The sequence below is a fragment of the Lysobacter sp. A421 genome, from assembly GCF_054052145.1.
Genome location: NZ_JBSVRL010000001.1, coordinates 889,595 through 909,764 on the forward strand (window position 1 = coordinate 889,595; position 20,170 = coordinate 909,764).

Consider the following 20,170-nt stretch of genomic DNA (forward strand, 5'->3'; position numbering starts at 1 on the left):
ATCCGCGGGCCTGCGGGCTACAACAGCGGGGCGGTTGCGGGTCGTATCTCGGAGGCGGCAATCAGCCTGTCCAGCACCGACTTCAGCGCCAACGGTTTGAGCGGCTTGGCCAGCAGCGAATAGCCGGCCTCCAGCACGGCCCGGCGCACCGCGTGGGTACCATCGGCGCTGAGCAACAGGGTCGGACGCGGACCGTGCCGTTCACCGAGGTAGGCAGCCAGCGCGATACCGGTATCGCCGTGGTCCAGGTGATAGTCGAACAACCACAGCGACGCGGGAGCCTCCTCCATCCGCTGCTCCGCACTCTCGCGATCCACCGCCGCCGCCACCTCACAGCCCCAGCCGCGCAACACCCCGGCAAGTGCATCCAGCGCCTGGGGGTCGTTGTCGACCAGCAACACCCGCAGGCTGGCGAGACTGCGCGCGGCACGGGGCGCGACGACCGCAGCCGGCGTCGGGGCCTGCACCACCCGCATCGCGAACACCGTGCCCCGGCCCAACGTACTGCGCAACGTCAACGGAGCATGCAGCAACTGGGCGATCCGATCGGCGATCGACAACCCCAGGCCGAGACCCTGCCCCGGGGCATTCTCGCCACGCCGGAACTCCTCGAAGATCGCATCCTGCAGCGCCGGGTCGATACCGGACCCGGTGTCATGCACCTCGATCCGCAGGCCGGCGTGGTCGCGGCGAACGCCGAGCAGGATGCCACCGACGTCGGTATAGCGAACCGCGTTGGCAAGGAAGTTCTGCAGCGCGCGGCGCAGCAATTGTGGATCACTGCGGACCCAGGCACTGGTGCGCACGAAGCAAAACCGCAGTCCCCGCGCCGCCGCAATCGCGCTGAACTCCGACGCCAGCGGTTCGAGCACCTCGGCCAACGGGAAATCCCGTAGCTCGGGTACCAGCCCACCCGCCTCCAGCCGCGACATGTCGAGCAGGCCGGTCAGCAGGTCACTGGTGGAATCCAGCGCACCGCCGATCTGCGCCAGCACCTCACGCTGGGTTTGCCCGGCCAGTTGGGTGTCCAGCGCGTCGGTGAACAACTGCGCGGCGTGCAAGGGCTGCATCAGGTCGTGGCCGATGGCGGCGAGGAAGCGGCTCTTGGCATCGTTGGCGCGCTCGGCCTCGCGGGTGGCTACCTGGAGGTCGGCGGTTCGCTCGGCCACGCGCTGCTCCAGGGTTTCGTTGGCTTGCAACAGGCCCCTCTCGGCATGGCGAAAATCAGTGACATCGGTGAAGGTCGCGACGAATCCGCCGCCGGGCATCGGGTTGCCGCGGATCTCGATGATGTTGCCGTCGGGCAGTACGCGTTCGCTCAGGTGTGGGGTACGGGCGCGCATGAACGCCAGGCGGCGTTCAAGCGCCCGCTCGAGATCGCCCTTGGGAGGCAGTTTTCCCAGCGCCCAACGCGACAGGTCAGCGATTGGCCGGCCCACCTGCAGCAGCTCGGCGGGATACTGGAACAGCTCGGCGTAGCGCCGGTTCCATGCCACCAGACGCAACTGCGCGTCGACCACGCTGATGCCCTGGCTCATGTTCTGCAAGGCGGCCTCCAGGACCCGCTGGTTGAAGCGCAGGTCGGCCGAAGCCTCGCCGACGATCGCGGCGACGGTATCCAGGCCGCGGCCGCCCTCACTGCGGGCCGCATCCAGCAACACCCGCGCCGATGCCGAACCCAACACCGCCGCCAGCTCACGTTCGATCCCGGCCTCGATCGGCACTGGCACCGAGCCAACCGCCGGCACGCCATGCAACAACTGCAGCACCCTTTCCCGTGGCAGGAAACGCATGCCCGCATCCCGGAGCGTCTTCGCGTCCAGCCCACGATAGCTTTGACGCGGTGTATCGCGTCGCCAGATCCAGCCCAACACCGTGGCGATCGTTCCCAGGAACAGGCTCGCCCCCACGGCTCGTCCCAGCCGGCTCCAGCCGGTCAATCCAAACAGTCCATCGGGCGACAGCAGGGCGACGCCAAAAGGTCCGGACTCGATCCACGCCGGTGGCCTGCCGCCCAGCTCGAACATCGTCGGCAACAGCAGCACCCAGGCCCACGCCGCAAACCCGACCGCCACTCCGATCACGGCGGCGCGCGGCGGCGTCTGCGGTCGCCACACCGCGAACCCCAACGCCGGCGCCAGCGTCGCCAGCGCCGAGAACGACACCGCACCGACGTCCGCCAACGCCTCGCTGCCACTGACCAGGCGGCTGTAGCCCCACGCCAGCAGCATGATCACCATGATGCCGCCGCGACGCAGCAGCAACACGCTGCCGCGCAGGTCGCTGCCGTCGTTGCGCGACCACGCTCCACGCAACAAGCCCGGCGCGAACCAGTGGTTGCCAATCATCAGGCCCAGGGTCAGGGTGCTGACCACAACCATCCCCGTGGCGGCGCTCAGCCCCCCCAGGAATGCGAACAGCGCCAGGCCTTCGTGGCCTTGCGACAACGGCAACGCGAGCACGTACATGTCCGATGGCACGCTATCGCCCAGCAGCGCCGCACCGGCGGTCGCCAATGGCAGTACCGGCAGAGCGATCAACACCAGGTACAAGGGGAACTGCCAGCGTGCGGTGCGCACGTCGTCCTCGTCGCGGCATTCGACCACGCCGATATGGAACTGGTGCGGCAGGATGAACATCGCCAATGCACCCAGCAGTACCAGCGGCACGAAGCCGCCGGATGGCTCGGCCGGGGTCGCCGCAGGTAGCTGACCCTGCAATTGCTCCAGGTCCGCCGCGGAGCCGATATCCAGGCCGAACCAGACGAATACCCCAATGGCCAGCATCGCGGCCAGCTTGAACAACGACTCGAACGCGATCGCCAGCACCAGCCCGCGATTGTGCTCGGTCGCGCTCGCGCGCCGGGTACCAAACAGCATCGCGAACACCGCCATCGCCAAGGCGACGTACAACGCACTGTCCTGCCAGGCCGCCGCAGTGCTGCCGGCATCGCTGGTGGTCAGCAAGGCAAAACTCATCGCCACCGCCTTCAACTGCAGCGCGATGTAGGGAATCAGGCCCAGCGCGGCCACCAGGGTGACCGTCGCTGCCAGCCATGCATCCTTGCCCAGTCGGGTGGCGATCAAGTCGGCGATCGAGGTGGCGTTGGTCTCGCGCGCCAGCCGCACCAGCTTGATCATGAAACCGACCGCCAGCGCGTACAGCACGATCGCGCCCAGGAACGTCGGTGGCAGCGGCCAACCGTAGCGCGCGGCCTGGGTAACGGTGCCGTAGAACGTCCACGAGGTGCAGTGCACCGCCAGCGACAACGCGTAGATATGCCGCCAGTGCCGCGCGAACACGGCCGGACGGCGCTCGCCGTACAGCGCGGCGCCGAACATCAATGCAAGCCAGGCCAGGCTTGCCAGTGCGACAGTGGTCAGACTCAGCATGCGGCGAGGATACCCAAAAACAAAACAGCGACGACGAGCCGAAGCCCGCCGCCGCCGGACCGGGGGTCAGCCGGAAGCGGGGTTGCCTGATGGGTTGCAACTCAGAAGTTGTAGCGCACCGACAGGTAGTAGTTCCGTGGCAGGCCGTAGTAGGCCGTCTGGATGTTGCCGACGCTGGCGAACTCCTGGCCCTCGGTCATGTAGACCTCGTCGGTCAGGTTGCGCACGCCGGCACGGACCTGCCACACGTAGGCCGGAGAATCCCAGACGCCATAGGCGCCGGCCACGGTGTAGGCGTCCTGCTTGAGCACGTCGCGGTTGTCCACCGACAGCCAGGTGTCGGCGCGGTACGAGATGTCCGCGCCCAGGGTCAGCATGCCCGCGCCATCCAGTTGGAAGCCATGTTGCAACGCGACGCGCCCGGTGAACTCCGGCGAGAACGGCACGTGGTCATGGTTCAGCGCCGGGTCGTAGCCGAGGTACGTGGGATCCAGGCGGAAGTCATCGAAGCGTGCGTACTTCGCGTCCAGCCAGCCCAGCTGCGCGCTGAGGGTAGTCGACTCGCCCAGCAACGCGATGCCCTCGAACTCGATACCGCTGATGTCGAGCTCGGCGGCGTTGAGTACCGGGAAGGTGCCGACGTCCTGCGAGACCCGCGCCTGGAAGTCGCTGTAATCACTCTTGAATGCCGCCACGCTGCCGCGCAACCGGTTGTCGGCCGAACTCGCCTTCAACCCGACCTCGTAAGTCCAGACGTACTCGGGATCGTATTCGGCGTTCAAGGTGTCATAGACGGTGTTGGCGCGGCCGTTAAAGCCGCCCGACTTGAAGCCGCGGTTGGCCGATACGTAGCCCATGACATTGTCGCTGAAGGCCTTTTGCAGGCTCAGCGACGGCGTCACCGCAGTCCAGTCCGCCTCCGCGCTGAAAGCAACGGTCTCATCGAGCGCCTGGAACGGCGCGCCCCAGAAGGTGCTGGTGGTGCGGTCATATTCCTTGTTGTCACGGGTCCAGCGCACCCCGGCGGCGAGCGACCAGGTCGGGACAAACTCCCAGCTGGCATGGGCGAACGCAGCCACGCTGGTGCTGGTCAGGTCGTCGTCGATCGTGCGCAGGAAGCTGATCGGCATGCCCGCCAGCGCAAACAGGTCATTGGCATAGGCCTCCTGGTGCGACGGCACGTTCTCGCGCATGTAGTAGGCGCCGAAAGTGGCCTGCAGGTTGTCACCGTTGTCGTACTGCAACTGGAATTCCTGGCTGGCCTGGTCCTGGTCCAGCGCCACCAGTACATCGCCGAGCTCGAACTCGGAGGCGTCGATATCGATGAACGAATGGGTCGACAGTTCGCGGTAGGCGCTGATGCTCTTGAACAGCCACTGCGAGTTCAGGTCCCACTCCATCGCCAGCGACGCACCGGAGTGCTCGAGGGACTGGCCGTGTCCCGGCGGGGCAAACGAGGTGCGGGAGCGGTAGTCCCACTCATCCGTCTCCGCCGGGCGCAGCACGACCGGGCCAAACGCCAGGTCAGTCTGCATCAGCGGCGCCATCGGCCGGCCGAGGGTCGGCGCAACGTCCTGCTTGCTGTGGTCCAGTGACAACGTGGCGCGGAACCCGTCACTCGGACGGAAGGCGAACTTCGCGCGCAGCGACTGGGTGTCATCGTTGTTGAAGTCGCGGCCGGTATCGGGGTCGCGGACGTAGCCGTCGTTGCGGACGAAGGCGCCGGCAAGACTGGCGGCGACCGTATCGCTCAGCTGGTGGGCGACATAGAAGCGGCTTTCCAGGCGACCGTAGTCACCGGCCGTCAGCTCGACCGAGCCGCCGGTGTAGTCGAACGGATCCTTGGTGGTGACCTTGATTGCGCCGCCGGTGGAGTTCTTGCCGTAAAGCGTGCCCTGCGGACCGCGCAACACTTCGATCTGGGCGATATCGAACAGCGAGAACATCGAGCCGTTGATGCGCGAGTAGTAGATGTCGTCGACATACATGCCGACACCCGGGTCGAAGGTCTGCAGCGCGTCGGGCTGGCCGATGCCACGGATGAACACGTTGGTGCTGTTGGCCGAGCCGCGGCCCTGGACGATATTGAGGTTGGGCACCGCTCCCTGCAGGCCGGTCACATCACTGGCCTGCAGATCCTTCAGCGCATCCTCGGTGAAGGCGGTGACGGCCACCGGCACGTCCTGGAGCGACTCGGCCCGCCGGCGCGCGGTCACCGTAACCTTGTCCAGCGTCAACGCCTGGTTGTCCGGTGCGGCATCCTCGCTCGCCGGGCTTGTGGACGACTGCGCCCAGGCACATGGCGCGAGCAATGCGGCAACGATGGCGACGGTCAATTGCTTGCGGTACATGCGGTGTCTCCCCTGGAAACTGTCGGATACGGATTGCGTGACGGACCCATGCCGTCATGGCAGCAAGATTAGGAGAGGACGCCCGACGGAACAGTTGTACCTTCGGACAATGCCCCAATGGAGGCCCGACGCGGACACTCCATCCCCATTGGTCTGGCTTGGGGTGTGGCGTATGGATTTCCTGATCGTGCTGGGCGCACTGGCGTTCCTGATGTTCGTGGCCTACCGCGGTTACAGCGTGATCCTGTTCGCCCCGGTGGCGGCGCTGGGGGCAGTACTGCTGACCGAGCCAAGCCTGGTCGCGCCGATGTTCACTGGCCTGTTCATGGCCAAGATGGTCGGCTTCCTGCAACTGTATTTCCCGGTGTTCCTGCTCGGCGCGATCTTCGGCAAGGTGATCGAGCTGTCGGGTTTCTCCAAGGCGATCGTGGCGGCAACCATCCGAATGTTTGGCGCGGGCCGGGCGATCCTGTCGATCGTGGTCGTCTGCGCGGTGCTGACCTACGGCGGCGTGTCGTTGTTCGTGGTGGTGTTCGCGGTGTACCCGTTCGCCGCGGAACTGTTCCGCCAGAGCGACATCCCGAAACGGCTGATCCCCGGCACCATCGCGCTGGGTGCGTTCACCTTCACCATGGACGCCCTGCCCGGCACGCCGCAGATCCAGAACATCATCCCGACCACCTTCTTCGGCACCAACACCTGGGCCGCACCGTGGCTGGGTACCATCGGCGGCGTGTTCATCCTTGCCGTCGGGCTGGTCTACCTCGACTGGCGCCGGCGCGTCGCGCTCAAGGCCGGCGAGGGCTACGCGGGTGATGCGGTGCTGGTCAACGAGCCGGTTCCCTTCACCGGCGGCCACCTCGCCAATCCGTTCATCGCGATCCTGCCGCTGGTGCTGGTCGGTGTCGCCAACAAGCTGTTCACGATCTGGATCCCGCGGTTCTATGGCGAGAGCCATTCGTTCGACCCGGCAGTAATCGGCGACGCCGCATCCATCGTGCAGACCATCGCTTCGGTGACCGCGATCTGGGCGGTCGAGGGTGCCCTGCTGGTCGGCATCATCAGCGTGATCGCCTTCGCCTGGAAGCCGGTCATTACCAGCTTCGCGACCGGCACCAAGGATGCGATCGGCGGCGCCTTGCTGGCCGGGATGAACACCGCTTCGGAGTATGGATTCGGCGCCGTGATTGCCGCCCTGCCCGGCTTCCTGGTCGTCGCCAATGCGCTCAGCACGATCGACGACCCGCTGATCAACGAGGCGGTTACCGTGACGGCGCTGGCCGGCATCACCGGCTCCGCATCGGGCGGCATGGGCATCGCCCTGGCGGCGATGGCCGACACCTTCATCGCCAATGCCAGTTCCGCCGGCATCCCGATGGAAGTGCTGCATCGCGTCGCCGCGATGGCGTCCGGCGGCATGGACACCCTGCCCCACAACGGCGCGGTGATCACCCTGCTCGCGGTGACCGGCCTGACCCACCGGCAGGCTTACAAGGACATCTTCGCGATCACGATCATCAAGACGCTGGCGGTGATGGTGATCATCGGCGTGTTCTATGCGACCGGGATTGTCTGAGCGGCGCCAATCTGAGAGTCAGGACTTGAGCTGTTGGCAAGTACCAGCGACGTGATATCAACTCATCAACGCGGGCCCAGGACGGTGGCCAGGTCTTCCGGGCGTGGCATCCCGGCGCGGCGCTGCAGCAGCCCTTCGGCATCGAGGAACAGGATGCCGGGTGTTCCCTGGAAACCCATCTCAAGCATCAACAGCTGGTTGGAGTCGAGCTTCTTGCGTACGGCTGCCGGCACCGTTGCGGCCGGCGCGATGCCACCGTTCGCGAACGCGCGCTCGTTCTTGACCAATGCCGCTTCGGGTGAAGGCGCGGCAAGTATCGCGGCCACCTTGTTGGCACTGTCCTGGCGGATAACGCCGACCATGACGTGGCGCAGTTGCACCTTGCCGGAGTCCACCCACGGCCGGGCGGCTTCCCAGAAACGGTTGCAGTAGGGGCAGTTCGGGTCGCTGAAGGTGTAAACCACGCGCGGCGCCGTCGCCTTGCCGTCGGCGATCCAGGTGGAGGCTTCCAGCTTGTCCCAGGCGCGCTCGGTCATCGGCTTCATCACCAGTTCCTTCACCGCTTGCGCACCGACATCCTCACCCTTGGCATTGACCAGAGAGCCGACCAGCGCGTGCTGGCCATCTTCGGTCACGTAGACGGCGATGGGATTCTGGCCAGCCAGGCCCGCATAGCCGCTCAGCCCGGATGGTGCGTCGAATTCACCGATGACCTCGAGCCCCTGGGCCTCCAGCGCCTGGATCGGCGCCGGCCGCTCCTGCGCCTGACTGCAACCGGTGGCCATCAACAAGGCCGAAGACAGCAACAGCCAGTGTGGGGTAATTCGAGCCATTACGGCATCTCCGTGGATGTGGTTGAACCAGTGGCGGGTGACCCGGTGACAGCCGGGGCAAGATCGAAACGCTGGAGCTTTTGCGAAAGGCTCGCCGCGGACAACTCACCCATGTGGGTATCGACCAAGGCGCCTTTGGCATCGAAGAACAGGGTGGTCGGCAATCCGCGCGAACCCACTTCCTGCATCACCGATGAAAAAGGATCCAGCAACACGTTATCCAGCAGCAGGCCTTCAGAGCTCAGATAGTCCCGGATCTCGTCGGGCCCTTCGCCCTGATTGACCAGGATGATGCTGACATCGGCGTGTTGCTGCTGTGCCTGCGCCAACACCGGCATTTCGCGGCGACACGGCGGGCACCAGGTTGCCCACAGGTTCAGCACGATCGGCTGGCCGGACATCGCCTCCAGGCTGGTCGGCTCACCATCCAGGGTAGAGAGCGCCGTCGTTGGCAGCGCGGCGGATGAATTCTGGAGCAGCGTCAGGGCGCCGCCGAGGAACGCCCATGACAGCAGGCCCGCCACCACACCGGCCGCCAGCGGACGACGCAGTGACGGCAGCTTTCGAATGCGCCAGACACCCCATCCGATCGCTGCGACAATACCGGCCCAGAGGGTAAAACCGCCATCGCCGATCCGTACCATCGACCACGGATCTTCCAGGTATTGCGGCAACCACTGGACGATGAAGGCGACCCGGGCCACGACGACCCCGATGAAGGCCATGTCCACGATGATCGAACCTGGGCGTGCTGATGCGGAGCCGGCTGATCCGGAACCGGCCGCTTCGCCACCATCGACGGTGCGGCAGTGCAACCAGCGCGCAGACAGTACGGCTGCCACCAGCGAAACCAGCAACACGACCAGCGATATGGGGAATGGACCAACACTAAGCATCCGCCCATGGTGTCGCAAATCAATCAGCTGAGCATTAACCAGAGGACAAGATGACGCCACGGCCGGAGACCCGACCCCGGTGTCGCTCGCGTCAAGGAGCGCTTCTTTCGTACCAGGCCTTGCTCGAGTTCACGATGCGCACCACCGACAGCATCACCGGCACCTCGATCAACACTCCCACCACCGTCGCCAGCGCGGCGCCGGAATGCACGCCGAACAGGCTCACCGCCGCAGCGACTGCCAACTCGAAGAAGTTGCTGGCTCCGATCAACGCCGACGGCCCGGCCACGCAGTGCGCCACGCCGAACCGACGGTTGAGCAGGTAGGCCAGTCCGGAATTGAAATAGACCTGGATCAGGATCGGTACCGCCAGCATCGCGATCACCAGCGGTTGCTCGATGATCTGCCGCCCCTGGAAGCCGAACAGCAGCACCAGCGTCAGCAGCAGCGCGGCCAGCGACAGCGGCCCAAGCCGTGCCAGCCAGCGGTCCAACAGCGTCGGCCCGCCACGCGCGATGATCAGCTTGCGCGCGACCACTGCAATGACCACCGGCACCACGATGTACAGCCCGACCGACAACATCAGCGTGTCCCACGGAACGGTGATCGCCGATATCCCGAGCAGCAGCGCTACCAGCGGCGCAAACGCGAACACCATGATCGCGTCGTTGATCGCCACCTGGCTGAGGGTGAAGTTCGGCTCGCCATCGCACAGGTTGCTCCACACGAACACCATCGCCGTGCACGGCGCCGCCGCCAGCAGGATCAGCCCGGCGATGTAGGAATCCACCTGTCCGGCCGGCAGCCAAGGCGCGAATACGTGGCGCAGGAAGAACCAAGCCAGCAGCGCCATCGAGAATGGCTTGACCGCCCAGTTGATGAACAGGGTCACGCCCATGCCCTTCCAGTGCCGCCCGACCTGCCGCATCGCGGCGAAGTCGATCTTCAGCAGCATCGGGATGATCATCAGCCAGATCAGCACCGCGACCGGCAGGTTGACCTTGGCCACCTCCATCGCGCCAAGCGCGGCGAAGCTGCCGGGCAGGAAGTGGCCAAGCGCGGTGCCGACCACGATGCACAGCGCCACCCACAGGGTCAGGTAGCGCTCGAAGAAACCGATACCGGGACGCGACGGCGCCGGCGCCGGCATGTCGCAGGCGGATGCATCAGACATCTTCGCCATCCGTCGACTCGATGAACCCGATCCGGTCCAGCGCCTGTTTCAGCGCCTCGCGGTCGCTCCACTTTTCCGGCGCAAGGGTCAGGAACGCCGTCAGTCGCTTCCGGATCACTGCATGCGCCTCCGCGAAGGCCGCACGCTTGTCCTCATCGCTGCCCTCCACCGCCGCCGGATCCGGCAGGCCCCAGTGGGTGCGCACGAAGTCACCGAAAAATACCGGGCAGGTCTCCGTCGCGGCGCTGTCGCAGACCGTCACCACCACCTCGATTGACGGTGCGTCGTCACCGGAGAACTCGTCCCACGACTTGCTGCGCAAACCCGATGTCGGGATGCCCTCGACCGCCAACTGTTCAAGCGCGAACGGGTTGATCTTGCCGGTCGGCTGGCTGCCGGCACTGAAGGCCTCGAAACGTCCGCCGCCCCAGGCACGCAGGGTCGCTTCGGCGAGCACGCTGCGGGCGGAGTTGCCGGTACACAGGAACAACACGCGATGGCTCATGGGGATTTTCCCTGGGTGGATGCAATGGGAGGCCCGCAGTCGGCCGATCCCGACCCCGCGCAGCAGTTATGGGTCAGGAAGCCGATCAGCGCGTTCATCGCCCCGAAGTCGGCGCGGTAGCAGACATAGCGGCCCTGCGGCTCGCCATGCACCAGCCCCGCGGCCGACAGCTCCTTGAGGTGGAACGACAGCGTCGCCGCCGGCACCGCCAGCGCCTCGGCGATGTCGCCGGCCATGCGCCCGGCCGGCCCGGCCTCCACCAGCAGGCGGAATACCGACAGCCGGGTGTTGTGTCCAAGCGCCGTCAGGGCACGGATTGCGTTGTTCATTTCCATTCTTATAGAATAATCAAATCAAATAACGACAAGCAAGTCCCAATGACCTTCGAAGACCTCCCCAATATCACCCCCGATGCGATTGATCTGCCCGGGCTGGACAAGCTCGGCCTGCCCACCGAAGCCGACCACGCCCCACGCATCCTGATCCTGTACGGCTCGCTGCGGCCGCAAGCCTACAGTCGCAAGCTGGCGCTGGAGGCCGAGCGCATCCTGCAACGCTTCGGCGCCGAGACCCGCGTGTTCGACCCGAATGACCTGCCGCTGCTCGACAGCGTCGACAAGCACCACCCCAAGGTCCGCGAACTGCGCGAACTCTCCCTATGGTCCGAGGGCCAGGTCTGGGTCAGCCCCGAGCGCCACGGCGCGGTCACCGGCGTGTTCAAGAACCAGATCGACTGGCTGCCGCTGGAAGACGGCAGCGTGCGCCCGACCCAGGGCCGCACCCTCGCGGTGATGCAGGTCTGCGGCGGCTCGCAGTCGTTCAACGTCGTCAACAGCCTGCGCCTGCTGGGTCGCTGGATGCGGATGGTGACGATCCCCAACCAGTCGTCGGTGGCCAAGGCCTGGCAGGAGTTCGACGACGATGGCCGCATGAAGCCCTCGCCGTACTACGACCGCGTGGTCGACGTGATGGAGGAGCTGCTCAAGTTCACCCTGCTGGTGCGCGGGCGAAGCGACTATCTGGTGGATCGTTACAGCGAGCGCAAGGGCGCGGCCGCAGCGCGCGAGTTGACCAGGCAAGCAGCTGTTACCGAATCCTCGTGAAAACGGGGCGGCGCGCGATCACGAACGAAAACCCACAGGTCCACGCGCCGACCATTTCACAGTTCGCGCTTGACGTCCGACGGACGTCCCCATGAATCCTTCAAGTGGTCGATGAACCATCTTCCCGCAGGGCCAGGCGGTTCGGAAGCCTGGTGACACGCCGACATGGTCAAACTGAGGCCACTCGGCGGCAGGTCATCGACATCGAGGACGACCAAAGCGCCGGAAGCGATGTCCTTCTCGACCATGTGCAGGGGCATGCGACCCCACCCAACGCAATCGATGAGGAACGCGTACTTGGTCGAGAGGTCCGCCAGGCGCCACGTTGACGCGGACACGACGCCGTAGTCCCGACCGGCCATGAGGTCTGACCTGTCGGTGAGCACGAGTTGCACGTGTTTCACCAGCTCGCGCTTCGGTATCCGATGACCAATGTTCGCGAGGGGGTGACTTGCTGCAGCGACCGCGACCAGCGGTACTTCGCCCAGTCGCTCATTGACCAGTGACGGAAATGCCAACGGCAAGGTCGCCAGGATGCCCAAGCTGCATCGACCGTCCAGGATGGGTTGATAAGCCGCGCCCAGGCCTTCAACGAAGAGGCGCAATGGCGTCAACGGAAACCGACTCGCGAATGCCTTCGCGGTCGCGCTGACGGCAGCGGTCGGAAAAAACACGTCGACCACCACCGGGAGTTCCGTCTCCAGGCCTGCTGCCATCAACTTCGCGCGGGCCTTCATCGTGTCCACCCCCGCCACGACATGGCGGGCATCCGCGAGCAACAGCACTCCCTCTGGCGTGAGTTTCGGGAACCGGCCCGAACGATCAAACAGCACGACGCCGATTTGGGCCTCCAGCCCGGCGACCCAGCCGCTCACCGCCGACTGAACACGGTTGAGCTTCCTGGCCGCGGCCGAAAAGCTGCCTTCATCCACGGCTGCGATGAAGGTTCTGAGCTGATCCAGGGAGACGCCGTCGAGCATTCGAGTGTCCTTCCATCTCAAAACCAGATGGTTCGCATCGCAATATACCGTCTTCTCAGATGGCGCGCCGGCGACCACCATTCGTACCCACGCAGCCACCTGCCCGTAGAAAGCCGCCGGTGGCTCACCTCCCCAACAACCTTGAGGTTGACCATGCAACTCCTTCATCTGGACTCCAGCGTGCTCGGTACCGATTCCGTAAGCCGCCAGCTCTCCGCCGAGCTCGTCGCACGGCAGCAAGTTCTGCACCCGGGTGTCCGCGTCGTCTCCCGCGACCTGGCTGTCGATCCGGCATTGCACCTGTCCGGCGCTCACTTGGCTGCTTTTCAGGGCGCCGCCAGCGAGGACGCGATCATCAACTCCGACCTGGTCAAGGGCAACGCCTACATGGACGAACTGTTCGCGTCGGACATCCTGGTCATCGGGGCGCCCATGTACAACTTTTCAATTCCGACGCCGCTCAAAGCGTGGATTGACCGCATCGCCGTGGCCGGCAAGACCTTCCAATACACCGCGACCGGATCAGAGGGTCTGTTGAAGAACAAAAGGGCCTTCATCGCGTCGGCGCGGGGCGGCGTGTACTCGGCGGGGAGCCCTACGGCGGCATTCGACCATCAGGAGACCTACCTCATCGGCGTACTGGCTTTTCTCGGCGTGACGGACGTGCAGGTCGTACGCGCCGAAGGCATCGCGTTCGGGCCGGAGGCCAGGGATGCCGCCGTCGCACGCGCCCTGGAAGACATCGCGGCCATCAAAGCCTGACATGAGCGGCCCGTTGATTCTTCAGAACCTCATAAAGCAAGGCTGACGTAGCAACCGTCCTGCGCGACGCGACCTCGCCCTCTTTCCGAATACGAAGTGGGAAATCGGCGACAAGAAGCCCAGCGGGCCATCACTGAAATTGCTCAGCCTGATCGATCGGAAGGGACTGGACACGGTGCTCTAGCAAGATCAATCCAGCTTGCCGACCTCCTCGCCCAACGCGTTGCCCTGCGGCGTGACCAGATACCACTCGCCCCACTCATCATCGCGCTCATGCCCCAGCGTGCTGCCGGGCCGCGTGTCTCCCACGTAGTGATACAGCGGGTGGCCGTTGTAGGTGATCTGTTTGGACCCGTCGGCGCGATCGATCGTACCGACCAGTACCGATGCGGGGTTGCCGCTGACGGTCGGCGCGGTAGTCGGCGGGAACAACGGCGCCCACTGGCGCAGGCAGGCATCGACGCACTGGTTGCCATCGGTATCGCCTTCCAGCAGGTAGACCGCGCGACGGCTGTCGTCGGCCACGTAATCGGCCGGCCCACCGACGGACATCACCGTCAAGCTGCCGGCGGCCGACGCGGCATCGGTCACCAGGGTGCCGCCCTCGCCCACGATTGATGGGGTTTCATCGGTTGCCTGTGCGGGCGACGGATCCCCCAACGAGTTGCCTTCGCCGGGCTCGTTGCAACCGGCCAGACCGATGGCCAGCGCGACGCTCAACCATGCGGCCATCGCGGCCGGACCCACCCGGGCCCAGTCCACCTTGCGTGAAATCGTCACGACATCTCCTTGCGCGGACCTGCGTCCGCCTTGCAACCGACACTGCGGTCGTTGCATCGAGTGATAGACGGGCCCGCGTTAAGACGCGGTCGAGACCCAGTGACCGCTGATGATCACCACGGCTCCCGCAAGGATCAGCCCGCCGCCAAGCAGGTCGAACACGCCCGGCCGCACGCCATCCACCGCCCACAGCCACACCAGCGCGGTGGCGACATACACCCCGCCATACGCCGCATACACCCGACCCGAGGCCGCCGGGTGCAAGGTCAACAACCACGCGAACGCCGCCAAGCTGAGCGCTGCGGGCACCAGAAGCCACGCCGCACCTTCCGGCTTGCGCCACATCAGCACCAGCCAGCAACCGACGATCTCGGCGACGGCGGTCAGGGTGAACAGGCCGAGGGTCTGCAGAAGCGGCATCAGTCGTTGCTCAACGATGAAAGCAAACGGGCGTCGGAATACGCCACCCTGCGGGAAGCCACGATATCCCAACCGTTTCCGGATCGACTGCCAGCGACGGAAAACGAGCGAAAAGAAAGGACGCCATTGGGCGTCCTTTCCGGTATCACCAAGCCGCGCCGATTACATCGTCGAGGCGGTCTTCGGACCAGCGTAGTCAACCACCAGCGCGACGCGGCGGTTGTCCTGGCCGGCATCACCGGTCGCACCCGGGCGCACCTGGCGGTTCTTGTCTTCGCCATAGCTCACGGCACGGACCTGTTCCGCAGGCAAGCCGGCGGTGACCAGGTAGTCACGCACGGCGTCGGCACGGCTTTGGCCGAGACGCTTGTTGAGCGCGGTCGAGCCGGACGGATCGGCGAAGCCCTCCACGGTGATCAACGCATCGGTATGACTGCTGCTGATCGCACGCGCAAAGTCATTCAGCAACGGCTCGGCCTGTGCGCCGAGAGTCGCATCACCGACGGCGAAGTAGGCAGCGGTATCCACGCGGGTACGGCCGGCCAGTTGGGTCACCAGGGCGTCGTACTTCTGGCCAAGGGTCTGGATCTGCGACTCCAGCCGGGCATCGGTGGCACGAAGATCGGCGATGGTGGCATCGAATTCATCGCGTTTGATGAAGCTGCTGCAACTGGCAAGGGTCACGCTTGCCAATGCGACGGCAAGGACGGCTTTACGGGACAGGGAAGTGGCCATGATCTGAATCTCCTGGGTTCGGTGTGGCGCCCTGGCGCGAACTGCGCGCGCTAATCGGGGGATGGCGCCGGAACCGAAGCTAGCCGGGTGACTCTTTGCGTCAGGTGAACGGAAAGCACCGACGCCACCTTGTCGTCACGAAGCGTGATGGAGGACCTTGCAAATCGCTGGCAGCGCCGCGCAAGGCGGCAATTGTTGGGATCACTCCGCATCGATCGCTTCCATCGCCTGCTTTATTGCTGCGCCGTCGCTCGGCCGCACCAGCCGGGCGACCTCCTCGCCATCGCGCAGGAACACCAGGGTCGGCCAGAGTTTGACGTGGAAGGAGCGGCCCAGACGGCGACCGGGGCCGTCTTCGACCTTGAAGTGACGCAGGTCGGGATGGCCCTCAAATGCAGTGGCGATCAGCGGCTGGGCGGTAGTGCAATGGCCGCACCAGCCCGTACCGAACTCGATGACGCTGGCTCCGGGCATGGCGTCGATATCGGCGCGGGTGGGCGCGGTGGAAGCGTAATCGTGTTGCATCACCATGGTTGACTCCGTTGTCGCGGGTTTGGCTCGCGGGTGTTGCAGCCGCGGACTGGTGGCTACTCCCGCACGCGTTCAATCACCCCACAGGCAATTGGCAAGGTGACGTAGGCGGGGATCGGGCCGAGTGATGCGACCGACTCGGGCAATTCGGTGTCGGTGACCACGCCGTGGATGAAGATCACCCGTCGGTCGAGGTCGGGTGCCTGGCCGGCGAACGCTTCGGCGAAGGCGGCATTGAGCGCCGGCATCGACACGCTCTGGCGATAGCTGAAGCTGCCGTCGACGTCGGCATGCGGGTATTCGCCCTCGGCGACATCCATCGCGACCGGGTCGGTGTCGAACGGGACCATCGTGGTGCCGGCGACCGCTTCGGTTTCGATCAGGTCGATGATGCCGTCGCCGTTGGTGTCGTCGGCACTGGTGGGACAGCCCGCGACCTTGTCATCGGTGAAACCGTGAAAATGCTGCCAGTGCTCGATATCCGGTGGCAATCCCTTGGCATCGATGCTGATGACCATGTTGTCGCCATCCACCGTGAAAGTTGCCTCCGCAGTCGCCTGGTCACCGGTCACACCGGAGTTCATCGGCTGCAGGCTGGCGACATAGTTGGCGCTGGTCAAATCGTCTGGCGGGCTTGTGGGAGGGTTCACGGGCTCGCTGGCGGACGGGCTGCTGGACGGACTGGCACTGGCGGGCGCTTCCGGTTGCTGGCTGCACGCAGACAGCAGACACGCGGCGACGGCAAGGCTGAGGGCTGTGACGGTTCTCGGGCTCATGTTGGGACTCCGGTTCAAGGTTGGTTGGCTCTCATTCGCGCGGTGGCGCTTTCAGGCGTGCCAGCATCGGTTCCACCAGGTCCAATGGCAGCGGGAAGACAATCGTCGAGCTCTTGTCGCCGGCGATCTCGGTCAGGGTCTGCAGGTAGCGCAACTGGATCGCGCGCGGGTCGGCACCCAGCAACTTGGCGGCCTCGACCAGCTTCTCGGCGGCCTGCTGCTCGCCCTCTGCGTGGATGATCTTGGCCCGGCGCACGCGCTCGGCTTCGGCCTGGCGGGCAATCGCGCGGACCATGGTCTCGTTGATATCGACGTGCTTGATCTCGACGTTGGCGACCTTGATGCCCCAGGCATCGGTCTGGCTGTCGAGGATGGTGCGCACGTCGTGGTTGAGCTTGTCGCGTTCGGCCAGCAACTGGTCCAGCTCGTGCTGGCCGAGCACCGAGCGCAGGGTCGTCTGTGCGAGTTGGCTGGTGGCGTCGTAGAAGTGTTCAACCGCGATGATGGCTTTCTCCGGATCGACCACGCGGAAGTACACCACCGCGTTGACCTGCACGGAGACGTTGTCGCGGGTGATCAGGTCTTGCGATGGCACGTCCATGACGATGGTCCGCAGGTCGACCCGGACCATCTGCTGGACGATCGGGATCAGGAAGATCAACCCCGGCCCCTTGACCTTCCAGAAGCGTCCCAACTGGAACACGACGCCGCGTTCGTACTCACGCAATATCTTGATGGCACTGAAAAAAAACAGCGCGATGACGATCAGGATCGGGAGAAACACGAGCATGTTCATGGACGAACTCCGGGTTCTGGGGTGTGCACGGCAGGCGATTCGACAACCGGGGCGACCTGCAGGACCAGGCCATCAAGGGCGAGTACCTGCAGCGTTTGGCCGCGGGTGACGGGCGTGGTTGATACGGCCTGCCAGATCTCTCCGCGAATCCGCACGTGGCCCTGGTCGTGAAAGTCCGCGATCGCGGTTGCGTGGTGGCCGACCATCTCATCGGCGCCGGTGGTCACCGGTTTGGCGCGTGCGCGCATCGCAAACCAGATCAGGCCCATGAAGCCCAGCCCGCTGGTGACGCCAATCGCGGCGATCAGCTGCCCGGGCACGCCGAACCCGGGCACGTCGGTATCGAACATGATCAGCGAGCCAATCATCAACGCAATCAAGCCTCCTATGCCAAGCGCGCCGAAGCTCGGCATCGCGAACTCCAGGCCCATCAAGACGATACCGAGCACGATCAATCCCACCCCGGCGTAGTTCACCGGCAGCACCTGCATCGCATACAGGGCAAGCAGCAGGCAGATCGCACCGACCACGCCTGGCAGCACCGCGCCCGGGCTGTAGCCTTCCAGCAGCAGGCCGTACATCCCGGCCAGCAACAGCATGTAGGCCACCGTCGGGTTGGTCAGCACCGAGAGCAACTTGAAGCGCCAGTCGGGCTCGATGCTGGTAACCGGCTGGCCGGCGGTGTCCAGGGTGACGGCGGCGTGGTGCAGTTTGACCTGGCGCCCGTCGGCCTGGGCCAGCAGGCTGTCCAGGTCGTTGGCGACAATTTCGATCACGTTGCGTTGCAGGGCCTGCTCGGCGGTCAGGGTGGCCGCTTCACGCACGGCACGCTCGGCAAAGTCGGCATTGCGGCCGCGCAACTCGGCCAGGCTGCGCAGGTAGGCGGCGGCATCATTGATGACCTTGTGCGCCATCGCACCGCCGGCGCCTGGGGCGGGTTTAGCGGAGGCTGGGGCGCCGTCGACCGGGTTGTCTTGCAGCGGATCGCCTTGGACCGGATTGTCTTGCGTCGGATTATCCTGGTCGGGACTCTCCCGGCTCGACTCGCTTCCGGCGGCGCCTGCTGACGGTTCGTCTTCGGATTGCCCGTTTCTGTCCCCGGGAACGATGTCCGGCCCACCACCGCCCATCGATACCGGCGTGGCGGCACCCAACGCAGTCGCCGGAGCCATCGCCGCCAGATGACAGGCATACAGGATGTAGGTGCCGGCACTGGCGGCACGTGCGCCCTGGGGCGCGACCCAGCCGATCACCGGCACCGCGGACGCCAGGATCGCCTGGTTGATGTCGCGGGTGGACAGGTCCAACCCGCCTGGCGTGTCGATCCGCAGCACCACGGCGACGGCGTTCTGCTCGGCGGCGCGATCCAGACCGCGCTTCACGTAGTCGCGCGTGGCCGGGCCAATGCCGCCCTGGATCTCCAGCAACACCACCCCGGCGCGTGTCGTGTTGCCCGGATCGAGCGCAGGCGTCGGCTCCGCCGACTGGGACGCTCCGGCCAATGCCGGCAGCGAGACTGCCAGCCCAACACTGAAGATCAATAACCAGAACGCTCGTGCGATCAAGCTCATGACGCCCCCGAACCGCGGCGCGACTCCGCCCATGACCCGAGTAGACACTGCCAGACGTTAGGGTCGTGACAACGCCGTGAATGCAGAGACGCTGATCACCCGAGTCAAGTCGTCGGGCGCAATAGAGCGCAGCGCATTGCGCCATGCCGAGACGCACCGGTATTGCGTAAGCCCCGGCTCAGGTGATCTCGAACGCGTCCCCGTCCAGCATTGCCGGGAATCGCTCGCGGTGGGCCCGCAGCTCGGAGGCCAGCAAGGTGGTGGTGGTGGTCATTTCCGAGTCGGTGCATTCGCTCAGCGCGTCACCGACAAAATCAATCACCGAGCTGTCACCCGCATACGCAATGCCGTTGCCATCGGTGCCAACACGGTTGAGGCCGGCGACATAGCTCAGGTTTTCGATCGCGCGTGCCCGCAACAGCGTCTTCCAGGCGTAGGCGCGGGCAGCGGGCCAGTTGGCGACATACAACACCAGATCGTAATCCGGCAGGCCGGGACGCTCGACATCGAAACGGTTGCGCGAGAACACTGGGAAGCGCAGGTCGTAACAGACCAGCGGACAGATGCTCCAACCCTTCCATTGCACCGTGATCCGGTCGCGCCCGGGCGCGTAACGTTTGTGCTCGTCGGCGTAGCGGAACAGGTGACGCTTGTCATAGGTGTGCAATTGCCCGTCGGGCTTGGCAAACAGCATCCGGTTGAACACCTGGTCGCCTTCGCGGATCTGCACGCTGCCGGTTACGGCGGCATCCAGGCTCGCGGCCTGCTCGCGGATCCAGGCGACCGTCGGGCCATCCATGGTCTCGGCGTCCCCGATCGCATCGTTGGAGAAGCCGCTGGTGAAGGTCTCCGGCAACAGGACCAGGTCAGTCAGTCCGCGCAACGGCGCCGCCAGAGCGCCGTAATAGTCGCGATTGCCCGCCGGGTCGTGCCACAGGGTGGAACCCTGGATAAGAGAGATACGCAGGTTGCTCATTGGTACGGAGGGG

The 20,170-nt window shown here is 65.3% G+C and carries 19 protein-coding genes; 3 read left to right on the forward strand and 16 right to left on the reverse strand.

From position 1 onward, the window contains the following. Positions 1–17 precede the first annotated feature (17 nt). Together ACW7G6_RS03975 and ACW7G6_RS03980 are read right to left on the reverse strand one after the other, a co-directional pair. The gene (locus tag ACW7G6_RS03975) at positions 18–3,392 is read right to left on the reverse strand and encodes a PAS-domain containing protein (RefSeq protein WP_456979570.1); all 3,375 of its coding nucleotides are present in this window, start codon (positions 3,390–3,392) and stop codon (positions 18–20) included. A 101-nt stretch (positions 3,393–3,493) separates the two neighbouring features. Further along, positions 3,494–5,743, reverse strand: a complete 2,250-nt coding sequence (locus ACW7G6_RS03980; RefSeq protein WP_456979571.1) for a TonB-dependent receptor — start codon at positions 5,741–5,743, stop codon at positions 3,494–3,496. A 172-nt stretch (positions 5,744–5,915) separates the two neighbouring features. On the opposite strand from ACW7G6_RS03980, the gene ACW7G6_RS03985 reads away from it, so the two are divergent. Beyond that, positions 5,916–7,319 (forward strand): GntP family permease, encoded by a 1,404-nt coding sequence (locus ACW7G6_RS03985; protein WP_456979572.1) that lies wholly within the window; start codon positions 5,916–5,918, stop codon positions 7,317–7,319. A gap of 65 nt (positions 7,320–7,384) precedes the next feature. On the opposite strand, the gene dsbG is transcribed toward ACW7G6_RS03985, so the two are convergent. The 5 genes from dsbG to ACW7G6_RS04010 form a co-directional block, all read right to left on the reverse strand. Further along, the gene (dsbG, locus tag ACW7G6_RS03990; RefSeq protein WP_456979573.1) at positions 7,385–8,152 is read right to left on the reverse strand and encodes a thiol:disulfide interchange protein DsbG; all 768 of its coding nucleotides are present in this window, start codon (positions 8,150–8,152) and stop codon (positions 7,385–7,387) included. After that, positions 8,152–9,048: a redoxin family protein gene (locus ACW7G6_RS03995; RefSeq protein WP_456979574.1), complete on the reverse strand. Its 897-nt coding sequence runs from the start codon at positions 9,046–9,048 to the stop codon at positions 8,152–8,154. The genes dsbG and ACW7G6_RS03995 overlap by 1 nt, the downstream gene beginning before the upstream one ends. A 91-nt stretch (positions 9,049–9,139) precedes the next feature. Continuing rightward, positions 9,140–10,222 carry an ACR3 family arsenite efflux transporter gene (arsB, locus tag ACW7G6_RS04000; RefSeq protein WP_456979575.1) on the reverse strand — a complete coding sequence of 361 codons (1,083 nt, stop codon included), beginning with the start codon at positions 10,220–10,222 and terminating at the stop codon, positions 9,140–9,142. Then, positions 10,215–10,727: an arsenate reductase ArsC gene (locus ACW7G6_RS04005; RefSeq protein ID WP_456979576.1), complete on the reverse strand. Its 513-nt coding sequence runs from the start codon at positions 10,725–10,727 to the stop codon at positions 10,215–10,217. The genes arsB and ACW7G6_RS04005 overlap by 8 nt, the downstream gene beginning before the upstream one ends. Continuing rightward, positions 10,724–11,062 carry an ArsR/SmtB family transcription factor gene (locus tag ACW7G6_RS04010; protein ID WP_456979577.1) on the reverse strand — a complete coding sequence of 113 codons (339 nt, stop codon included), beginning with the start codon at positions 11,060–11,062 and terminating at the stop codon, positions 10,724–10,726. Before ACW7G6_RS04010 ends, ACW7G6_RS04005 begins: the two co-directional genes overlap by 4 nt. Before the next feature lie 42 nt (positions 11,063–11,104). Here ACW7G6_RS04010 and arsH point away from each other — a divergent pair, with 42 nt between their 5' ends. Further along, complete coding sequence (gene arsH, locus ACW7G6_RS04015; RefSeq protein ID WP_456979578.1) at positions 11,105–11,830, forward strand: arsenical resistance protein ArsH; 726 nt, start codon at positions 11,105–11,107, stop codon at positions 11,828–11,830. 56 nt (positions 11,831–11,886) lie between these two features. Here the strand turns inward: arsH and ACW7G6_RS04020 are convergent, their stop codons facing one another. Beyond that, the gene (locus tag ACW7G6_RS04020; RefSeq protein ID WP_456979579.1) at positions 11,887–12,810 is read right to left on the reverse strand and encodes a LysR family transcriptional regulator; all 924 of its coding nucleotides are present in this window, start codon (positions 12,808–12,810) and stop codon (positions 11,887–11,889) included. Positions 12,811–12,963: 153 nt separating this feature from the next. Between ACW7G6_RS04020 and ACW7G6_RS04025 the strand changes: the two genes are divergently transcribed. Continuing rightward, on the forward strand, positions 12,964–13,572 hold the full coding sequence (locus ACW7G6_RS04025; protein WP_456997580.1) for an FMN-dependent NADH-azoreductase: 609 nt from the start codon (positions 12,964–12,966) through the stop codon (positions 13,570–13,572). 189 nt (positions 13,573–13,761) lie between these two features. Here the strand turns inward: ACW7G6_RS04025 and ACW7G6_RS04030 are convergent, their stop codons facing one another. The 8 genes from ACW7G6_RS04030 to ACW7G6_RS04065 all read right to left on the reverse strand — a co-directional run bounded on the left by ACW7G6_RS04030 (position 13,762) and on the right by ACW7G6_RS04065 (position 20,157). Then, a complete protein-coding gene (locus ACW7G6_RS04030; protein ID WP_456997581.1) occupies positions 13,762–14,352 on the reverse strand; it encodes a COG4315 family predicted lipoprotein in 591 nt (196 codons plus the stop codon). A gap of 78 nt (positions 14,353–14,430) precedes the next feature. Beyond that, on the reverse strand, positions 14,431–14,763 hold the full coding sequence (locus ACW7G6_RS04035) for a YnfA family protein (RefSeq protein WP_456997711.1): 333 nt from the start codon (positions 14,761–14,763) through the stop codon (positions 14,431–14,433). Between the two features lie 171 nt (positions 14,764–14,934). Beyond that, on the reverse strand, positions 14,935–15,507 hold the full coding sequence (locus tag ACW7G6_RS04040) for an OmpA family protein (RefSeq protein ID WP_456961680.1): 573 nt from the start codon (positions 15,505–15,507) through the stop codon (positions 14,935–14,937). Positions 15,508–15,708: 201 nt separating this feature from the next. After that, positions 15,709–16,038, reverse strand: coding sequence for a thioredoxin family protein (locus ACW7G6_RS04045; protein WP_456979581.1), 330 nt, complete (start codon positions 16,036–16,038; stop codon positions 15,709–15,711). A 56-nt stretch (positions 16,039–16,094) separates the two neighbouring features. After that, on the reverse strand, positions 16,095–16,814 hold the full coding sequence (locus ACW7G6_RS04050; RefSeq protein ID WP_456997582.1) for a hypothetical protein: 720 nt from the start codon (positions 16,812–16,814) through the stop codon (positions 16,095–16,097). 31 nt (positions 16,815–16,845) lie between these two features. After that, entirely contained in the window at positions 16,846–17,610 is a 765-nt protein-coding gene (locus ACW7G6_RS04055) for a slipin family protein (RefSeq protein WP_456979583.1), read from the reverse strand. Continuing rightward, complete coding sequence (locus ACW7G6_RS04060; RefSeq protein WP_456997583.1) at positions 17,607–19,181, reverse strand: NfeD family protein; 1,575 nt, start codon at positions 19,179–19,181, stop codon at positions 17,607–17,609. Before ACW7G6_RS04060 ends, ACW7G6_RS04055 begins: the two co-directional genes overlap by 4 nt. A 178-nt stretch (positions 19,182–19,359) precedes the next feature. Further along, positions 19,360–20,157, reverse strand: a complete 798-nt coding sequence (locus tag ACW7G6_RS04065) for an amidohydrolase (RefSeq protein ID WP_456997712.1) — start codon at positions 20,155–20,157, stop codon at positions 19,360–19,362. Positions 20,158–20,170 lie beyond the last annotated feature (13 nt).